Raw genomic sequence first — 17,182 nt, forward strand, 5'->3', positions numbered from 1 at the left:
CCGGCGCGCCATGTTCCGCTTCCTGCATTCCAGCGACCTGCATCTGGGCAAGCGCTTCGGCAATTTCGCCGGCGACCTGCCCGGCCGGCTGCGCGAGGCGCGCCATGGCGTCATCGCCCGGCTGGCGCAGCACGCGCGCGAACAGGGCGCCGGCACCATCCTGCTCGCCGGCGACAGCTTCGACACCGAGACTCCCGCGCCGGAGGTGCGGCGGCAGGCGCTGGCGGAAATGCGCCACCACGCGCCGCTCACATGGGTGCTGCTGCCGGGCAATCATGATTCGCTCCAGGCCGCGCCGCTCTGGGCGGCGCTGAAGGCGGAAGCGCCGGATAATGTGATCCTCGCCAGCGAGCCCCGGCCGCTCGATCTCGCCCCGGGCGTGGTGCTGCTGCCCGCCCCCTGCACCACGCGCCGGCCGGGCCGCGACCTCACGGAGTGGATGGACGCCCACCCGACCCCGGAAGGCACGCTGCGCCTCGGCCTCGCCCATGGCGCCATTCGCAGCTTTTCCGAGGACGCGGTGGCCGGCGAGGTGATCGCGCCTGATCGCGCCCGGCGGGCGGGCCTCGCCTATCTCGCGCTCGGCGACTGGCACGGGGCGGTGGAGGTGGACCCACGCACCCGCTACAGCGGCACGCCGGAGCCGGACCGCTTCAAGCACGCAGCGCCCGGCACCGCCTTGGCGGTGAGCCTTGCGGGCGCAGAGGCGCACCCCGAGGTGCAGGCCCTGCCGACCGCGAGCTTCGCCTGGCGCGAACTCGACCTGCATCTGCTGGAGGGCGACGACCCGATAGCCGCGCTGGCGGCGCTGCTGCCGGAAGAGCGGGCGCGCCGACAGACGCTCGCGCGGCTCGTCGCCACCGGCCGCACCGGGCTGGAAGGGCAGGCGGCGCTGCAGCGCGCGGTCGCCGCCGCCGCGCCGGATTTCGCCTTTCTCGAGCTCGACGCCGCCGGCCTTGCCACCGCCTGCGCGCCGGACGATCTCGACCGCATCGACCGGGGCGGCGCACTGCGCGCGGCGGCCGATGCGCTGCTGGCGGAATCGGGCGATGGCTCCCGCTCGGCCGAGGAGCGCGAGATCGCCCGCGCCGCTCTCAGTCGGCTCTATTCCCTGGCACAGGCGAGCGCCCCATGAAGATTTCCGCGCTGCGGCTGTTCAATGTGAAGCGCTTCGCCCAGCGCGGCGTCGCCATCGAGAACATTGGCGACGGCGTCAACGTGCTGTGCGCGGTGAACGAGTTCGGCAAGTCCACCAGCTTCGAGGCGCTGCACGCGCTGTTCTTCCAGCCGCATTCCGGCACGCCGGGCGATGTGCAGCGGCTGCGGCCCTATAGCGGCGGCAGCCCGCTGGTGGAGGCGGACATTTCCACCGGGGCAGGCCGCTTCCGTCTCACCAAGCAATATTATGGCGGCCGCTTCGCCCGCGTCACCGATCTCGCCACCGGCCGGCTGCTGGCGCAGGCGGACGAGGCGGAAGCCTTCATCGCCGGGCTCATCCGTGGCGGCACCGCCGGCCCGGCCGGGCTGCTCTGGGTGCGGCAGGGCCTCACCGGCATCGAGAAGCGCAGCAAATCGGAAGAGGACAGCGAGAAGCAGGTGCGCGCCAGCCTGCTGGAATCGGTGCAGGGCGAGGTCGAGGCCGTCACCGGCGGGCGCCGCATGGCGGAGATCATGGCAGCGACGCAGGCGGCGCTGGCCGATCTCGTCACCGCCACCGGCCGGCCCAAGGCGGGCGGGCGCTACGCCGCCGCGCTCGACGCCCGCGACGCGCTGATCGAGCAGGAGCAGCGGCTGGGAGCCGATGTGCGCGCGCTGCGCGAGGCGCTGGACCGGCGCGCGCAGGCGCTCAAGCGGCTTGCCGAGCTGGAACAGCCGGCGGAGCGGGAGGCGCGGGATCGCGCGGTGGCGAGCGCGCAGGCCGCCTTCGACGCCGCCAAGGCGCAAGGCGAGGCGCTGCGCGCCGCCGAGGCGGAGGCCGGGCTGGCGCGCGAGCGCCGCGACGCCGCCGAGCGCGAGCTCACCGCCTATCGCAACGTGCTCGCCACCGCGCAGGCGCATGCCGCGGCGATGGCCGAGGCCGAACAGCGGCGCGCGGCGGCGGTGCTGCGGCGCCAGTCCGCCGGGGCGGAACTGCAACGGGTGCAGGCCGAGCTTGTCGCAGCCGAAGCGGCAGAAGACGCGGCGCGCCAGCGTCTCGCCCGCGCCGAGGCCGCGTCGAAGGCACAGGAGGCGCGCACACGGCAGGCGGCGCTGGCCGAACGGCTCGCCGCTGCCGAAACGGCCCGGCAGGCGCTGGAAGCCGCCGACGCGGCGCTGGCCCTTGCCAAGGTCCCGCCCGGCCGTCTCGATGAATTGCAGGCGCTGGAGATCGACATTGCCAAGCGCCGCGCGGTGGAGGAGGCGGCGCGGCCGTCGGTGACCATCGAATACGCGCCCGGCGCCGCCCCCATCCTTATGGACGGCGCGCCGCTGGGCGCGGGCGAGGAGCGCGGCTATGACGGGCAGGCGCGGCTCACCCTGCCCGGCCTCGGCACGCTGACCCTTCGCTCCAATCGCGCCGCGCCCGCCGACAGCAAGCTCGCCGAGGCGCAGGCGCGCCACCGCGACCTGCTCGCCGCGCTGGGGGTCGAGGACCTCGCCGCCGCCCGCGCCCGGCAGATGCGGGCGCAGCAGATCGAGACCGAGCGGCGTGAGGGGCAGGCCCGCCTGGCTCTGCTCGCCCCGGAAGGGCTGGCGCGGCTGCGCGAGGAGGTGGCCGCCGGCGCCGGGCTCGGCGCGGAGCTGCCCGAGCCCGCGGACGACCCCGCCGCACTGCGCGCCGCCGCCCTCGCGGCCGCAGAGGAGCGGCGCGCCCTCGCCCGGCAGGCGCTGCGGGCGGCCGAGCCGCTGCGCGCCCGCGCCGACGAGGCGTTCGTCGAGGCGGAGACCGCGCTGGCCGGGCTGAAGGCCGAACACGCGCAGATCGCGGCCCTGCTCGGCCCGGAGGACGCCCGCCCCGCCCGTGCGGAGGCGCTGGCGCGCCAGCGCGACGATCTGCAACGCCTCTTCAGTGATACCGAGGCGCAGATGCTGCGCCACCGCGCCGGCGCGGTCGATCTTGAGGCCGCCGAGGCGGCGCTGCGCCGTGCCCGCTCGGTGGAGGAAGCCGCGACCCGGGAGGCAGCGACGCTGCGCGAGACCCTCGCCGGGCTCAATGCGCAGATCGGCACCCGCGCGGATGAGGCGGTGGAGGAAATGTGGGGCGAGGCGAAAGAGGCGCTCGCCGCCGCCACCGCCCGCGCGGAGGGCTTCAAGGCCGAGGTGCGGGTGCTGCAGCGCCTGGCCACCGCGCTGGAAGCGGCGCGGGCGCAGGCGCGCGATCTCTATCTCAAGCCGGTCATGGCCGAACTCTCGCCGCTGCTCGGCCTGTTGTTCGACGATGCCGCCATCACCTTCGACGACAAGACGCTGCTGCCGCAGACCCTGCGCCGCAACGGCCATGAGGAAGAGGTGGAGCGGCTGAGCGGGGGCATGCGCGAGCAGCTCTCCGTGCTCACCCGCCTCGCCTTCGCCCGTCTGCTTGCCCGCGACGGCCGGCCGGCGCCGGTCATTCTCGACGACGCGCTGGTCTATTCCGACGACGACCGCATCGAGCGCATGTTCGACGCGCTGCACCGCCAGTCGCGCGACCAGCAGATCATCGTCTTCTCCTGCCGCCAGCGCGCCTTCCAGAAGCTGGGCGGCCATGTGCTTGCTATGACCGACTGGCAGCCCGGGGTGGGGACGCCGGGCTAGTTCCGCACCACCTTGCCGGGGTTCATCAGGTTGGTCGGGTCGAGCGCGGCTTTCAGCGCCCGCATCAGGCTGAGCTTGGCCTTGTCGCCATAGCGGTCGAGCAGGTCGAGCTTGACCGTGCCGATGCCGTATTCCGCCCCGAAGGACCCGCCCATCGCCACGGCGAGGTCGTAGAGGCGCGGCGACACCTCGCGCTCGAACCATGGCTTGTAGACGGCCGGCGCCGCCCCCACCGGCGCGACGACGTTGAAATGCACATTGCCGTCGCCGACATGGCCATAGATGGAGAGCCGCCCGCCGGCGCCCTGTTCCTCAACCAGCGCGCTCGCCTGTGTAATGAGGTCCGGCAGCGCCGAGGTCGGCACGGAGATGTCGTGCTTGAGCGAGCCGCCATTGGCGACTTCCGCCTCGGGAATATGCTCGCGCAGATACCACAGCTGGTCGCGCTGCTGCCCGCCATTGGCCAGCGTGCCGTCGCTCACCCAGCCCTCGCCCATGGCCTCTTCGAGAAAGGCGGCCATCGCCTCCTCAAGTCCCAGCAGCGGCGAACAGCTCTGCGCCTCCATCAGCACATAATGCGGCGCCGCCGTCTCCAGCGGATGCCGCAGCCCCGGCTGCGCGGCGAGCAGAAGGCTGAGCGAATGGTGGGAGACATATTCGAACGAGGTGATGTTCTCGCCGGTGAGCGTCTGCGCGCGGGCGAGCAGCGTGGTCAGCGCGCCGATCTCCTCGACGGCGAGGAAGGCGGTCACTGGTCTGCGCCGGCTTGCGCGCCAGCTTCCGCGAGGCGGCGGTGATGATGCCGAGCGTGCCCTCGGCGCCGAGCAGCAGCTGCTTCACGTCATAGCCGGTGTTGTTCTTGCGCAGCGGTTGCAGCACGTCGAGAATCTGCCCGTCCGGCAACACCGCCTCCAGCCCCAGAACGAGGTCGCGGGCCATGCCGTATTTCAGCACGGAAATGCCGCCGGCATTGGTCGAGAGCGTGCCGCCCAGCTGGCAGGACTGGCGCGAGCCGAGATCGAGCGGCAGCATCAGCCCGGCGTCGGCGGCGGCGTCCTGCACCACGCTCAGCACGCAGCCGGCCTCGGCGGTGAGCGAGAGATTGGCGGCGTCGAGCGTGCGCACGGCGTTCAGCCGCTCCAGGCTCAGCACCAGTTCCCGGCCGTCGGACGAGGGCGTGGCGGCGGCGCAATAGGAGGTGTTGCCGCCCTGCGGCACCAGCGGCACGCGGTGTTCGGCGCAGAGAGCGACGATGGCCTGCACCTCCGCGGTGGAGCGCGGGCGCAGCACGGCGCGGGCGGCGCCGGTGCGGAAGCGGCGGAAATCGGTGAGATAGCGCGCCACCACGTCCGGGTCGGCGACGGTGAGCTCCGCCGGCAGGCTGCCGAGTACGCGGTTGATCGGGTCCATGCGTGCCGCCCTTCTTCCCCTGCCCTCGCGCGGGCCGGGGGAGATAGCCGGCGCGCGGCACGGCTGGCAAGCCGTCGCGTTGGGGGAGGCGCGCTCAGATGCGGGCGAGGATGGCGCCGGCGAGGCGGGCGACGGTGGCGACATGGGCGCGGCTCGCCTCATAGGCGCCCTCCCCGTCCCGCTGCATCAGCGCGGCATGGAGGCGCCGCATCTCGGCAATCGCGTCGGCATGGCGGCCCTGCTGGGCGATGGTCATGGAGCGCAGATGGTTGATGCGGGCATTGAGCGAGCGCACCACCTCCCACGCCACCTCCTTGCCGGCGGCGACGAACAGCTTCTCGTAGAATTCCGTGGTCCGCCGCAGCACCTCGCGCGGGCTGCCGGTGCGAAAGGCGGCGTCGATCTCGTCGATCACCCCGCCAAGCTCGGCAATCGCCGCCTCGGGAGCGTTGAGCGCGCAGGCCCGCGCCGCCTCGCTCTCCAGCAACGCGCGGATTTCATAGATCTGCGCCGCCTGCGCCGGGTCGGGCTTGGTCACGGCCGGGCCTTGATGGGGAATCGTCTCCACCAGCCCCTCGGCTTCGAGATGGCGCAGCACCTCGCGCACCACGCTGCGGCTCACCCCCAGCCTTTCGCACAGCTGGCGCTCCACCAGCCGCTCGCCGGGCTTGAAGCGGAAATCGAGAATGGCGTCGCGCATTTTCTCCAGCGTCAGGCTGCGCAGCGTCGGCACGCTGCGCTCGACCTTCATCTCTTCGCCGGCAGCGTTGGATTCGGTAGTCGCGACCATGGCTGTCTCCGTTCCCGCCTCTTGTCGCCCGAGCGGCGCGGGATGACAATTGACTCGATTGTCTTATGGTATACCATCATACGGAACTTGAGGCCATCGTCGCTGAACGACTGCCCGCACGGCGCCGCTCAGCCCGTCTTTCGTGAGACAGATCATGCCGTTGCAGCTGCGCAAGCTCGTCACCTATGCCGAGACCACCTTCATCGAGGGCGGCCGCGCGGCCCCCCACGCCGCTGCGGCTCTATGCGGCGGCGGCGGTGCTCACCAATCCGTGGGCGGGGCGCGGCTTCGTCGAAGACCTGAAGCCGGAGATTCACGACGTCGCTCCCCAGCTCGGCGCGCTGCTGACCGAGGAAATCCTGCGCATGGCCGGCTCGGGCGAGGCGGTGGAAGGCTATGGCAAGGCGGCGATCGTCGGCACCTCGGGCGAGGTGGAGCACGCCTCGGCGCTGATCCACACGCTGCGCTTCGGCAATCATTACCGCAAGGCGGTCGGCGCCAAGAGCTATCTGGCCTTCACCAATACGCGCGGCGGGCCGAACGCTTCCATCGCCATTCCGCTGATGGACAAGCTGGATGAGGGGCGCCGCTCGCATTACCTCACCATCCAGTTCGCCATCAACGATGCCCCGGCGCCGGACGAGATCGTCGTCGCGCTCGGCGCCTCCATTGGCGGGCGGCCGCATCACCGCATCGGCGACCGCTATCAGGATCTCAAGGAGCTCGGCTCCACCCAGGGCCTCGACGCCGCCCCGGCGGACAGCTCCCATGGCTGACCGGCGCCTCCTCGCCTATGCCGGCCGCGACGGCGCCCCCGCGCAGGTCGCCTATCGCCGTGCGGGCGTGGCCGGTGCCCCGGCCGTCGTGCTGATCCATGGCGTCGGCATGGCGAGCGAGGTGTGGGCACCGCAGATCGACGCGCTCGCCGCCGGCCATGACGTGATCGCGCTCGACATGCCCGGCCATGGCGGCTCCAGCTTGCCGCCGGAGGATGCGCGCCTGTCCGACTATGCCGATCAGGTCGTCGCGCTGTTGGACGGGCTGGGCCTGCCCTCCGCCGCTCTGGTCGGCCATTCCATGGGCGCGCTGGTGGCGCTGGAGGTGGCACTGGCGCATCCCGCCCGGGTGCGCGCGGTCGCCGCGCTCAACGCCGTGTTCTGCCGCACGCCGGAACAGCGCGCGGTGGTCACCGCCCGCGCCGGCTCGCTGGAGGCGGAAGGCCGCGCCGCCTCGCACGAAGCCGCCGTGGCGCGCTGGTTCGGCGCCCCGGTGCCGGTGGAGCTTGAGGCGAGCGCGGCGCAGGTGTCGGCCCTGCTCGCGTCTGGCGACCCCGTCGGCTATGCCCGCACCTATGCGCTGTTCGCCGCCTCGGACGAGGCGCATCGCGACCGGCTCGCGAGCCTCGCCATGCCGGCTCTGTTCATGACCGCCGAGGGCGATCCTAATTCGACCGCCGCCATGTCGCGGGCGATGGCGGCGCTAGCCCCGCACGGCGCCGCCGAGGTGCTGGCCGGCGCGCGCCATATGATGACGCTGACCCATCCCGCCGAGGTGAACGCGCGGCTCCTCGCCTTTTTCGACGCGCCGGCCGCGCCCTTCGACGCGAAAGCCTTCCGCCGCGCGCTCGGCGCCTTCCTCACCGGCGTCACCGTGGTGACGACGCGAACGGAAGAGGGCGAGATGCGCGGCTTCACCGCCAATTCCTTCTCCTCCGTCTCGCTCGATCCGCCGCTGATCCTCGTCAGCCTGGCGAAAACTGCGTCGAGCTTCCCGGTGTTCTCCGCCGCCGATCACTTCGCCGTCTCCGTGCTGGCGGCGGAGCAGAAGGACGTGTCGGCCCTGTTTGCCTCCAAGTCGCCGGACAAGTTCGCCGGCGCGCCCTGGCAACTAGGTCCCGCCGGCAGCCCGGTCATGTCTGGCGCGGCGGCGTGGTTCGACTGCACGCGCCACGAGGTGGTGGAGGCGGGCGACCATGTGATCCTGATCGGCCATGTGCGCGGCTTCGGCGCGCGCGATGTCGCCCCGCTCGGCTATTGCCGTGGCGCCTATGTCGATGTCTCGCTCGGCCTGCAGGCGCTGGCCAAGCGCGACGAACCCGCCCGCGTCGGCGCCATTCTGGAAGCGGACGGCGCGCTGCTGATGGTGGAAGACGGCAAGGGCGGCCTGAGCCTGCCCACCGGCTCCTGCCTGGAGCCCGCCGCCAACCCGCGCAGCCTGCGCGGCGCGCTCAGCAAGCTCGGCGTCGAGGGACGGCTCGGCTTCCTGTTCGCGGTGTTCGAGACGCCAGCCGCCGGTGACGGCCCGCCCACCGTGTCGCTCTATTACCGCGGCAGCTTTGAAGGCACACCCGCCGCGTCGGCGGGGGCGGTGCTTGTGCCGCTGGACGCGGTCGATCTCGCCCGCCTGCCGGACGAGGCGACCCGCTCCATGCTCGCGCGCTATCTGCGCGAGCGCCGCGAGGATGCGTTCGGCATCTATGTCGGCGACGCCGCGCAGGGCGTCGTCCATCCCCTCGCCACCCCCGCGCCGCACTGAGTCACCGGGATCATCGCCATGAAGTTCTCCCTCTTCGTCCATATGGAGCGCACCGATCCCGCCATTCCCCATGCAAGGCTGTTCGCCGAGCTGGAGGAGCTGGCGCTCACCGCCGAGGGGGCGGGCTTCGAGACGGTGTGGATCGGCGAACACCACGCGATGGATTTCACCATCGCCCCCAACCCCTTCATCCAGCTCGCCCATCTCGCGGCCAAGACGAAGACCATCCGCCTCGGCACCGGCAATGTCATCGCCCCGTTCTGGCACCCGATCCGGCTCGCCGGCGAGGCGGCGATGATGGACCTCGCCTGCGACGGCCGGCTCGATCTCGGCGTGGCGCGCGGCGCCTATGTTTTCGAATATGAGCGCCTGATGCCCGGCCTCGACGCCATGGGAGCCGGGCTGCGCATGCGCGAGCTGGTGCCGGCGGTGAAGCAGCTCTGGGCGGGCGATTATGCCCATGAGGGCCAGTTCTGGAGCTTTCCCACCTCCACCGCCTCGCCCAAGCCGGTGCAGGAAGGCGGCCCGCCGATCTGGATCGCCGCGCGCGACCCCAACAGCCATGCCTTCGCGGTGGCCAATGGCTGCAATGTGCAGGTGACTCCGCTCGCCTCGGGCGATGGCGAGGTGGCGAGCCTGATGGAGCGCTTCAACACGGCGGTGGCGGATCACCCGCAGGTGCCGCGCCCGAAGATCATGCTGCTGCAGCACTGCTTCGTGGCCGATTCCCCAGCGGAGGCCGACCAACTCGCCGACGATCTCTCCGCCTGGTACGGGCTGTTCGGCGCCTGGTTCGCCAATAAGCGGCCGATCCATCAGGCGATCATGGCGCCGCTCACCCCGGAGGAGCGCGCCGCCGCCCCGCACTTCGCCCCTGACGTGGTGCGCAAAAATCTCGTCATCGGCCAGCCAGACGAGGTGATCGCCCGGCTGAAGGGTTATGAGGCGCTTGGCTTCGACCAGTTCTCGCTCTGGATTGACGCCGGCATCAGCCACGCGCGCAAGGCGAAGTCGCTGGACCGCTTCATCCGCCACGTGATGCCGGCCTTTGCGTGAGGATGAAGCGATGACCGCGCTGCGCGATGATTTCCGGCTCTATATTGACGGCGCCTTCGTCACCGGCGGGGGCAGCTTCGAAAGCTATGACCCCGCCACCGGTCAGCCCTGGGCGGTGATGCCGGCTGCCACCAGCGCCGACGTGAACCGCGCCGTGGAGGCCGCCCAACGCGCTTTCGACGCGCCGGAATGGGCCAACCTCACCGCCACGGCGCGCGGCAAGCTGCTGACCAAGCTCGGCGATCTCGTCGCCGCCCATGCGCAGGAACTCGCCGAGCTGGAGACCCGCGACACCGGCAAGATCATCCGCGAGACGCGGGCGCAGATCGGCTATGTCGCGGAATATTATCGTTATTTCGGCGGTCTCGCCGACAAGGTCGAGGGCGCGCATCTGCCGGTCGACAAGCCGGATATGGAAGCCTGGCTGCGCCGCGAGCCCATCGGCGTCGTCGCGGCCGTGGTGCCGTGGAATTCGCAGCTTTTCCTCTCGGCGGTGAAGCTCGGCCCGGCGCTGGCGGCGGGCTGCACCGTCGTGCTGAAAGCGTCGGAGGAAGGCCCCGCCCCGCTGCTCGCCTTCGCCCGGCTGGTGCATGAGGCCGGCTTTCCCCCCGGCGTCGTCAACATCCTCACCGGCTTCGGCGAGGAGTGCGGGAAGACGCTCACCGCGCACCGGCTTGTCTCCCGCGTCGCCTTCACCGGCGGGCCGGCGACCGCACGGCATGTGGTGCGCAACACGGCGGAGAACCTCGCCTATACGACGCTGGAACTCGGCGGCAAATCGCCGGTGCTGGTGTTCGCCGATGCCGATCTGGAGAGCGCCGCCAATGCGGTGGTGGCCGGCATCTTCGCCGCCTCCGGCCAGAGCTGCGTCGCCGGCTCGCGCCTGTTCGTCGAAGAGAGCGTGCGCGACAAGCTGCTCGCCATCCTCACGCAGAAGGCCCGCCGCATTCGCATTGGCGACCCGCAGGACCCGGCGACCGAGATGGGCCCGCTCGCCACTGCGCGCCAGCTCGCCCATATCGAGCAGGTCGTCGCCGCCAGCCTCGAAGCCGGTGCCGCGCTGGTGACCGGCGGCACGCGGGCGGAGGGGTTCACGGCCGGCAATTATTACGCCCCGACCATCCTCGCCTGCGCCGGCAATGAGGTGCCCTGCGCGGCGGAGGAACTGTTCGGCCCGGTGCTGAGCGTCATCAGCTTCACTGGCGAGGCGGACGCCATCGCCAAGGCCAATGACAGCCCGTTCGGCCTCGCCGCCGGTGTGTTCACCCGCGATCTCACCCGCGCCCACCGGCTGATCCGGCGGCTGCGCGCCGGCATCGTCTGGGTCAACACCTACCGCGCCGTCTCCCCCATCGTGCCCTTCGGCGGCTATGGCCTGTCCGGCCTCGGGCGCGAGGGCGGGGCGGAATCGATCCGCGACTACACCCGCACCAAATCGGTCTGGCTGCGCACCTCCGACGCGCCGATCGACGATCCCTTCGTCATGCGCTGAGGCCCCGCCATGCTCTACGAGATGCGTACCTACCGGCTGAAGACCGGCGCCGTCCCCGCCTATGTGAAGCTGGTGGCGGAAGAAGGCATCGCCTTGCAGAAGAGCCATCTCGGCCAGCTGGTCGGCTATTTCACCAGCGAGATCGGCCCGCTGAACGAGATCGTCCACATCTGGGCCTATGCCAGCCTCGATGACCGCTCCGCCCGCCGCGCGCGGCTGAACGCCGATCCTGCCTGGCTCACTTTCCTGCCGAAGATCCAGGCGCTGATCGAGACCATGGAGAACAAGATTCTCCTGCCCACCGCCTTCTCGCCGCTGGACTGACGGCGCTTCGCCGCCGCCCGACGCAAGACGACACGAGCGCCAACGCGCCGCCTTCCATACGAACGCCAACCAAAGGGGACCACCATGTCGCGCACATCCCGTGCCCTCGGAATTGCCGCCCTCGCCCTCGCCGCCGGCCTTGCCGGTGCGGCGGTGGCGCAGTCGGGTTCCATCGTCTTCACCAGCTGGGGCGGCACCACCCAGGACGCCCAGAAGAAGAGCTGGGCCGTGCCCTTCACCAAGGAAACCGGCATCACCGTCAAACAGGACGGCCCGACCGACTATGGCAAGCTGAAAGCCATGGTCGAGAGCGGCAACGTTTCCTGGGACGTGGTGGATGTGGAGGCCGATTTCGCCGCCGCCGCCGCCAAGGACGGGCTGATCGAGCCGATCGACTTCTCCATCGTCAAGCGCGGCGAGATCGACCCGCGCTTCGTCACCGACCATGCGGTGGGCAGCTTCTATTATTCCTTCGTGCTCGGCTTCAACCCGGCGAGCCTGAAGGGCAAGGCGCCGAAGAGCTGGGCGGATGTGTTCGACACCAAGACCTTCCCCGGCAAGCGCACCTTCTACAAATGGTCGGCGCCGGGCGTGCTGGAAATCGCCCTGCTGGCGGATGGCGTGCCGGCCGACAAGCTTTACCCGCTCGATCTCGACCGCGCTTTCAAGAAGCTCGACAGCATCAAGAAGGACATCGTCTGGTGGGGCACCGGCGCGCAGTCGCAGCAGCTGCTCGCCTCCGGCGAGGCGCCGATCGGCCAGTTCTGGAACGGGCGCATCTTCGCCCTGCAGCAGAGCGGCGAGAAGGTCGAGCTGTCCTGGGAGCAGAACCTGACCGCCGCCGACATGCTGGTCGTGCCCAAGGGCTCGAAGAACAAGGAAGCGGCGATGAAGTTCATTGCCGAGGCGACCAGCCCCGAGGGACAGGCGAGCTTCGCCACCGAGAGCGGCTATGCCCCGGTGAATGTGAAGTCCGCCGCGCTGATGCCGAAGGACGTGGCCGCCAACCTGCCCGACAAGCACACCGCCTCGCAGATCAATCTCGATATGGGCTATTGGGCCGCCCATCGCGACGAGATCGGCAAGCGCTGGTACGCCTGGCAGGCGGAGTGAGCCGGCGGCCCCTTGCCGGATGAGAGCCGCGCTCCCCGTCACAAGGGAGCGCGGAAGGCGCCGGGCAAGGACGGGCGTATCGTTCCGTCCTCGTCGGCCTCATCGTCCACCTCACTGCACTCATCGAACCGCCGTGATCGAACCCTCATGACCGTGACCGACGCGCCGATCGCCCGCCCTCCCGCCGCCGCGCGCCCGCGCGCCGGCGGGATCGCGCCCGTATTGCCGGCGCTCGCTCTGGTTGTGTTCGTCTTCGTGATTCCGGTGCTGGCGTTGCTGCTGCGCAGCGTGCTGGAACCCGCGCCGGGGCTGCAGAACTACGCCGCCTTCTTCGGTTCGACGACCTATCTCAAGGTGCTGGGGAACACCTTCCTTGTGGCCTTCACCGTCACGGTGGTGACGGTTCTCCTCGGTTTTCCAGTGGCTTGGTTCCTGGCGATCGCGCCGTCCTTCTGGTCGCGCCTGCTGTTCGCCATCGTCATCCTGTCGATGTGGACCAACCTGCTCGCCCGCACCTATGCCTGGATGGTGCTGCTCCAGCGCACCGGCATCATCAACCGCACGCTGATGGATCTCGGCCTGATCTCCGAGCCGCTGCCGCTCATCAACAACCTTGTCGGCGTTACCATCGGCATGACCTACATCATGCTGCCCTTCATGATCCTGCCGCTGCACGCCACAATCCGCTCCATCGACCCCGCCATCTTCCAGGCCGCATCCCTTTGCGGCGCCAGCCGTTTTCAGGCTTTCACCCGCGTCATGCTCCCCCTCACCGCCTCCGGCATCGCCGCCGGCGCGCTGATGGTGTTCGTCATGTCGCTTGGCTACTTCATCACCCCGGCCCTGCTTGGCGGCACCGCCAACATGATGCTGGCGGAACTGATCGCGCAGCTGGTGCAATCGCTGCTCGACTGGGGGCTGGCGGGTGCGGCGGCGCTGGTGCTGCTTGTGATCACGCTCGCCATCTATATGGTGCAGCTGCGCTTTTTCGGCTTCGGTCAGGCGAGGGGCTAGGCGCCATGCTGCTCGATTTCGCCCGTCTCGGCCCCTGGCGGGTCGCCCTCAGCCTCATTGCCCTGCTGGTCGGCGCCTATCTGCTGCTGCCGATCCTGCTCATCGTCGCGCTGTCCTTCGGCTCCTCGCAATGGCTGCAATTCCCGCCCCCCGGCTGGACGCTGCGCTGGTATGAGGAACTGTTCGACGATCCCGAATGGATCGCGTCCTTCCTCACCAGCTTCAAGATCGCCGCCGTGGTGACGGTGCTGTCGGTCGGCATCGGCCTGATGGCCTCCTTCGGGCTGACACGCGGCACGTTTCGCGGCCGGCAGGCGCTGCGGGCGCTGTTTCTCACCCCGATGATCCTGCCCGTGGTGGTGCTGGCGGTGGCGCTCTACGCCTTCTTCCTGCGGCTGCACCTCAACGGCACGTTTCTGGGCTTCGTTCTCGCGCATCTGGTCATCGCCGTGCCCTTTTCCATCATCGCGATTTCCAATGCGCTGGAACGGTTTGACCGCGATATCGAAACCGCCGCCATCGTCTGCGGCGCCAGCCCGCTGGAAGCCAAGATCCGCGTCACCCTGCCCGGCATCCGCCTCGGCCTGATCAGCGCGGCGATCTTCTCCTTCCTCGCCTCCTGGGACGAGGTGGTGATCGCCATCTTCATGGCGAGCCCCGATCTGCAGACATTGCCGGTGCGCATTTACGGTACGCTGCGGCAGGACCTCTCCCCGGTCATCGCCGCCGTCTCGACGCTGCTGATCGCCCTGACCGCCGCCCTCATGGCGGCCGCCGCCCTCCTTCGCAAGGACGACCGCTCATGAGCTTTCTGGAAATAGCCAATATTTCCAAGACGTTCGGTAACGTCACCGCTGTCAGCGACGTGTCGCTGGACATCGCGCGCGGCGAGTTCGTCACCTTTCTCGGCCCCTCTGGCTCGGGCAAGAGCACGACGCTCTACATGATCGCCGGCTTCTTCGAGCCGACGGGCGGCGATGTGCGGCTCGAGGGGCGCAGCATCCTTTCCGAGCCGTCGAACAAGCGCAATATCGGCATGGTGTTCCAGCGCTACACGCTGTTCCCGCATCTCTCCGTCGCCGAGAACGTCGCCTTTCCGCTGCGCGTGCGCCGCCGCCCGGCGGCGGAGATCGCCCGCAAGGTCGAGGAGATGCTGGCACTGGTGCGGCTGGAGAGCTTCGCCGGCCGCATGCCCGCCCAGCTCTCGGGCGGCCAGCAGCAGCGCGTCGCTCTCGCCCGCGCGCTCGCCTACAACCCACCGTTGCTGCTGATGGACGAGCCGCTGTCCGCGCTGGACAAGAAGCTGCGCGAGGAAATCCAGGACGAGATCCGCCGCATCCACCGGCAGACGGGGGTAACCATCCTCTATGTCACCCATGACCAGGAGGAGGCGCTGAGCCTCTCCGACCGCATCGCCCTGTTCAACCACGGAAAAATCGAGCAACTCGGCAAGGGTCGCGAACTTTATGAAGCGCCGCGAACCCGCTTCGTCGCTGATTTCATTGGTCATTCCAATTTTCTCGACTGTACCATCTCCCGCAGCCAGGGCGCGTTCGCGGACATCACGCTTCCCGATGGCAGCGCGCTGGAACGCGTCGCGGTGCACGGCGCCGCAACAGCCGGCGGGCGCGGCGGCCTGATGATCCGGCCGGATCGGCTCCGTCTGTCGCCGCTCGGAGCCGAAAGCGGGCCCGGCATCGACGTGGTTCTGTCCGATGCCACTTTCATTGGCGAAACCTATCACTTCGTGCTGACAACGGGGTGGGGCGCGAGCGTCAACATGCGCATGCCCGCGCGCCTGGCACGTGCCGACGATGCGACCATCGGCACCCGCCTGCGGTTGCACTGGGAGGCGTCGGACGCCAGCCTGTTCGGCCAGTGACCGTTGTTCGTGTGGACAGTCGCGAGCTGACCTCCTAAGTCTGCCCGCGTTCTGAGCCAGCCGTCGATATGTCCCCGATCGGGACGGTAGCGGGCGGACACCGTCGCTGCATTTCCGAGCCAATGCCATGATTAATTCGACTGACAGCATTTCCGCCTATTTCGCTGAATCCGCTCGCCTTTTAGGCCGTCTCGACTCAATCGCGGCGGATGTCCGCAGGGCGGCCGACACCTGGATCGATGCGTTGGCGAGCGGCGGCAAGGTGATGTTCTGCGGCAATGGGGGCTCGGCCGCCGACTCACAGCACCTTGCGGCCGAACTGATGGGGCGATTTCTCTCGGATCGCGCTCCGCTGCCGGCATTGGCGCTGACCGTGGATACGTCGGCATTGACGGCGATTGGCAACGACTACGGCTTTGAGCATGTCTTCGCGCGCCAAGTCCGTGGCATCGGCCGCAAGGGTGATGTGCTGGTCGGATTGTCCACCAGTGGCAACAGCGCGAATGTGGTGAAGGCTTTCGAGGCCGCCCGGCAGATGGGCATCACCTGCGTCGCCTTTACCGGGGCGAGCGGCGGCGCGCTGGGCGCGCTCGCGGATGTGCTGCTGGCTGTGCCGCACCAACAGACCAGCCACATTCAGGAGGCCCATATCGCGATCGGGCACGTGATGTGCGGCATTGCCGAAGCGGCGCTCTGCCCGCCCGCTCGTTAGTCGCGCGCCGGCAGACTTTACGCTCGAAGCCACGTGCGTGGCTTGCGCGCACGTGCTTGGTGGGACGCGAGCGGTCAGTCGAAATTTGAGACCGTCGATCCACCATCGGTGAGCGAAATCGGAATGACATTGCCGGCGCCGAAATGCTCCACGAAGAGAGGGTGGCGGTCGGGTTCGACGATAAAGAGGATAAAGCCCGCGCCGCCGGCGCCCAGAAGCTTGCCGCCATGCGCGCCGAGTTCCTTCCCGCGCCGATAGAGGCCGTCAATGGTCGGGCTGGTCACTCCCTCTCCCAGATTGCGTTTCAGGCGCCAGCCTTCGTCCAGGAGATGGCCGAAGCGAGCGATACTCGCCCGGTCATCGCCAGCTTCTTCCAATAAACGGGTCCCTGTGCGCGTCATCTCGTACATTTCAGCGAGATAGGCGGCGTTGTCGCCGCTGACGGTGCGCCGGTGCTGGCTTTCAAGCGCGTCCACCGCGCGACGCTGGGCGCCGGTATAGACGAGCAGCAGCGAGGCATTAAGGGTCGCCAGGCGGCTCGTGGTGAGCGTCAGCGGCTCGATGGCAATGGTCTCACCGGAAAACTCGTAGCGCGAGAGGCCGCCGAAGGCCGCGTGGATCTGATCCTGAACGCCCACATTCTCCTGGAGAATGTCCTGCTCCATGCGAATGGCCTGCCGTGCCAGTTCATAGCGCGTCAGCTGGATGCCGCGCATGCGGTGAAGCAGGTTGATGAAGCCAACGGTAAAGGCGGACGAACTGCCGAGGCCGGTATTTCCTGGCAAATCCGACATGGTTGCGATGTTGAGCGGGCACTCCCAGCCGTAGAGCTTCAGGCTTTCGCGGATCACCGGGTGCTGAATGTCTTCGATCCGCTGCACACTCTCCGTCGTGCGATAGGTCACGCGAAACCTCTGCTCTGCGATCGGCGAGAGGGGAAGCGCCTGGATATAGATGTATTTATCTATGGTGCCGCCAAGAACGGCACCCGGGCTGGACCGAAAATAGGAGGGGTAATCGGTGCCGCCGCCGAAAAAGCTGGCGCGCAGAGGGGTTTTGCTAATCCACATTCTGATACCA

The 17,182-nt window shown here is 69.2% G+C and carries 14 protein-coding genes and 2 pseudogenes; 12 read left to right on the forward strand and 4 right to left on the reverse strand.

Features of this window, described 5'->3' with window-relative positions:
* The first annotated feature begins 10 nt into the window (after positions 1 to 10).
* Both ACP2AH_RS00235 and ACP2AH_RS00240 read left to right on the forward strand, forming a co-directional pair.
* The gene (locus tag ACP2AH_RS00235) at positions 11 to 1,135 is read left to right on the forward strand and encodes a metallophosphoesterase family protein (protein WP_425104000.1); all 1,125 of its coding nucleotides are present in this window, start codon (positions 11 to 13) and stop codon (positions 1,133 to 1,135) included.
* Positions 1,132 to 3,774, forward strand: a complete 2,643-nt coding sequence (locus ACP2AH_RS00240) for an AAA family ATPase (protein ID WP_425104001.1) — start codon at positions 1,132 to 1,134, stop codon at positions 3,772 to 3,774. The genes ACP2AH_RS00235 and ACP2AH_RS00240 overlap by 4 nt, the downstream gene beginning before the upstream one ends.
* Here the strand turns inward: ACP2AH_RS00240 and ACP2AH_RS00245 are convergent.
* The 3 genes and pseudogenes from ACP2AH_RS00245 to ACP2AH_RS00255 all read right to left on the reverse strand — a co-directional run bounded on the left by ACP2AH_RS00245 (position 3,771) and on the right by ACP2AH_RS00255 (position 5,974).
* Positions 3,771 to 4,526 (reverse strand): FAD-binding oxidoreductase, encoded by a 756-nt coding sequence (locus ACP2AH_RS00245; protein ID WP_425104002.1) that lies wholly within the window; start codon positions 4,524 to 4,526, stop codon positions 3,771 to 3,773. The genes ACP2AH_RS00240 and ACP2AH_RS00245 overlap by 4 nt on opposite strands.
* A gap of 184 nt (positions 4,527 to 4,710) precedes the next feature.
* A pseudogene (locus ACP2AH_RS00250) lies at positions 4,711 to 5,346 on the reverse strand (FAD-binding oxidoreductase); the annotation flags it as partial.
* A complete protein-coding gene (locus tag ACP2AH_RS00255; protein WP_425104003.1) occupies positions 5,279 to 5,974 on the reverse strand; it encodes a GntR family transcriptional regulator in 696 nt (231 codons plus the stop codon). The gene ACP2AH_RS00255 and the pseudogene ACP2AH_RS00250, both read right to left, overlap by 68 nt.
* A gap of 154 nt (positions 5,975 to 6,128) precedes the next feature.
* On the opposite strand from ACP2AH_RS00255, the pseudogene ACP2AH_RS00260 reads away from it, so the two are divergent.
* From ACP2AH_RS00260 to ACP2AH_RS00305, 10 genes and pseudogenes are all read left to right on the forward strand, one after another.
* Positions 6,129 to 6,750 (forward strand): annotated as a pseudogene (locus ACP2AH_RS00260) (amino acid synthesis family protein).
* Positions 6,743 to 8,509 carry an alpha/beta fold hydrolase gene (locus ACP2AH_RS00265; RefSeq protein WP_425104004.1) on the forward strand — a complete coding sequence of 589 codons (1,767 nt, stop codon included), beginning with the start codon at positions 6,743 to 6,745 and terminating at the stop codon, positions 8,507 to 8,509. The pseudogene ACP2AH_RS00260 and the gene ACP2AH_RS00265 overlap by 8 nt, the downstream one beginning before the upstream one ends.
* A gap of 18 nt (positions 8,510 to 8,527) precedes the next feature.
* Entirely contained in the window at positions 8,528 to 9,565 is a 1,038-nt protein-coding gene (locus ACP2AH_RS00270) for an LLM class flavin-dependent oxidoreductase (protein ID WP_425104005.1), read from the forward strand.
* A 10-nt stretch (positions 9,566 to 9,575) separates the two neighbouring features.
* Entirely contained in the window at positions 9,576 to 11,057 is a 1,482-nt protein-coding gene (locus ACP2AH_RS00275; RefSeq protein ID WP_425104006.1) for an aldehyde dehydrogenase, read from the forward strand.
* A 9-nt stretch (positions 11,058 to 11,066) separates the two neighbouring features.
* Positions 11,067 to 11,381, forward strand: coding sequence for an NIPSNAP family protein (locus tag ACP2AH_RS00280; RefSeq protein WP_425104007.1), 315 nt, complete (start codon positions 11,067 to 11,069; stop codon positions 11,379 to 11,381).
* 84 nt (positions 11,382 to 11,465) lie between these two features.
* Positions 11,466 to 12,494: an ABC transporter substrate-binding protein gene (locus tag ACP2AH_RS00285; protein WP_425104008.1), complete on the forward strand. Its 1,029-nt coding sequence runs from the start codon at positions 11,466 to 11,468 to the stop codon at positions 12,492 to 12,494.
* A gap of 147 nt (positions 12,495 to 12,641) precedes the next feature.
* Positions 12,642 to 13,508 (forward strand): ABC transporter permease, encoded by an 867-nt coding sequence (locus tag ACP2AH_RS00290; protein ID WP_425104009.1) that lies wholly within the window; start codon positions 12,642 to 12,644, stop codon positions 13,506 to 13,508.
* Between the two features lie 5 nt (positions 13,509 to 13,513).
* Positions 13,514 to 14,314, forward strand: coding sequence for an ABC transporter permease (locus ACP2AH_RS00295; RefSeq protein WP_425104010.1), 801 nt, complete (start codon positions 13,514 to 13,516; stop codon positions 14,312 to 14,314).
* Positions 14,311 to 15,390: an ABC transporter ATP-binding protein gene (locus ACP2AH_RS00300; protein ID WP_425104011.1), complete on the forward strand. Its 1,080-nt coding sequence runs from the start codon at positions 14,311 to 14,313 to the stop codon at positions 15,388 to 15,390. The genes ACP2AH_RS00295 and ACP2AH_RS00300 overlap by 4 nt, the downstream gene beginning before the upstream one ends.
* 127 nt (positions 15,391 to 15,517) lie before the next feature.
* A complete protein-coding gene (locus tag ACP2AH_RS00305) occupies positions 15,518 to 16,102 on the forward strand; it encodes a D-sedoheptulose-7-phosphate isomerase (protein WP_425104012.1) in 585 nt (194 codons plus the stop codon).
* Between the two features lie 74 nt (positions 16,103 to 16,176).
* On the opposite strand, the gene ACP2AH_RS00310 is transcribed toward ACP2AH_RS00305, so the two are convergent.
* Positions 16,177 to 17,172 carry a galactokinase gene (locus tag ACP2AH_RS00310; RefSeq protein WP_425104013.1) on the reverse strand — a complete coding sequence of 332 codons (996 nt, stop codon included), beginning with the start codon at positions 17,170 to 17,172 and terminating at the stop codon, positions 16,177 to 16,179.
* Between the last annotated feature and the right edge of the window lie 10 nt (positions 17,173 to 17,182).

This window comes from Ancylobacter sp., from assembly GCF_965249975.1.
Lineage (GTDB): Bacteria > Pseudomonadota > Alphaproteobacteria > Rhizobiales > Xanthobacteraceae > Ancylobacter.

What these genes read in the sequence shown, in the direction of transcription:
- ACP2AH_RS00235 (WP_425104000.1), top strand. Translation starts at nt 11, where the DNA reads ATGTTCCGCTTCCTGCATTCCAGCGACCTGCATCTGGGCAAGCGCTTC.
- ACP2AH_RS00240 (WP_425104001.1), top strand. Translation starts at nt 1,132, where the DNA reads ATGAAGATTTCCGCGCTGCGGCTGTTCAATGTGAAGCGCTTCGCCCAG.
- ACP2AH_RS00255 (WP_425104003.1), bottom strand. Translation starts at nt 5,974, where the DNA reads ATGGTCGCGACTACCGAATCCAACGCTGCCGGCGAAGAGATGAAGGTC.
- ACP2AH_RS00265 (WP_425104004.1), top strand. Translation starts at nt 6,743, where the DNA reads ATGGCTGACCGGCGCCTCCTCGCCTATGCCGGCCGCGACGGCGCCCCC.
- ACP2AH_RS00270 (WP_425104005.1), top strand. Translation starts at nt 8,528, where the DNA reads ATGAAGTTCTCCCTCTTCGTCCATATGGAGCGCACCGATCCCGCCATT.
- ACP2AH_RS00275 (WP_425104006.1), top strand. Translation starts at nt 9,576, where the DNA reads ATGACCGCGCTGCGCGATGATTTCCGGCTCTATATTGACGGCGCCTTC.
- ACP2AH_RS00280 (WP_425104007.1), top strand. Translation starts at nt 11,067, where the DNA reads ATGCTCTACGAGATGCGTACCTACCGGCTGAAGACCGGCGCCGTCCCC.
- ACP2AH_RS00285 (WP_425104008.1), top strand. Translation starts at nt 11,466, where the DNA reads ATGTCGCGCACATCCCGTGCCCTCGGAATTGCCGCCCTCGCCCTCGCC.
- ACP2AH_RS00290 (WP_425104009.1), top strand. Translation starts at nt 12,642, where the DNA reads ATGACCGTGACCGACGCGCCGATCGCCCGCCCTCCCGCCGCCGCGCGC.
- ACP2AH_RS00295 (WP_425104010.1), top strand. Translation starts at nt 13,514, where the DNA reads ATGCTGCTCGATTTCGCCCGTCTCGGCCCCTGGCGGGTCGCCCTCAGC.
- ACP2AH_RS00300 (WP_425104011.1), top strand. Translation starts at nt 14,311, where the DNA reads ATGAGCTTTCTGGAAATAGCCAATATTTCCAAGACGTTCGGTAACGTC.
- ACP2AH_RS00305 (WP_425104012.1), top strand. Translation starts at nt 15,518, where the DNA reads ATGATTAATTCGACTGACAGCATTTCCGCCTATTTCGCTGAATCCGCT.
- ACP2AH_RS00310 (WP_425104013.1), bottom strand. Translation starts at nt 17,172, where the DNA reads ATGTGGATTAGCAAAACCCCTCTGCGCGCCAGCTTTTTCGGCGGCGGC.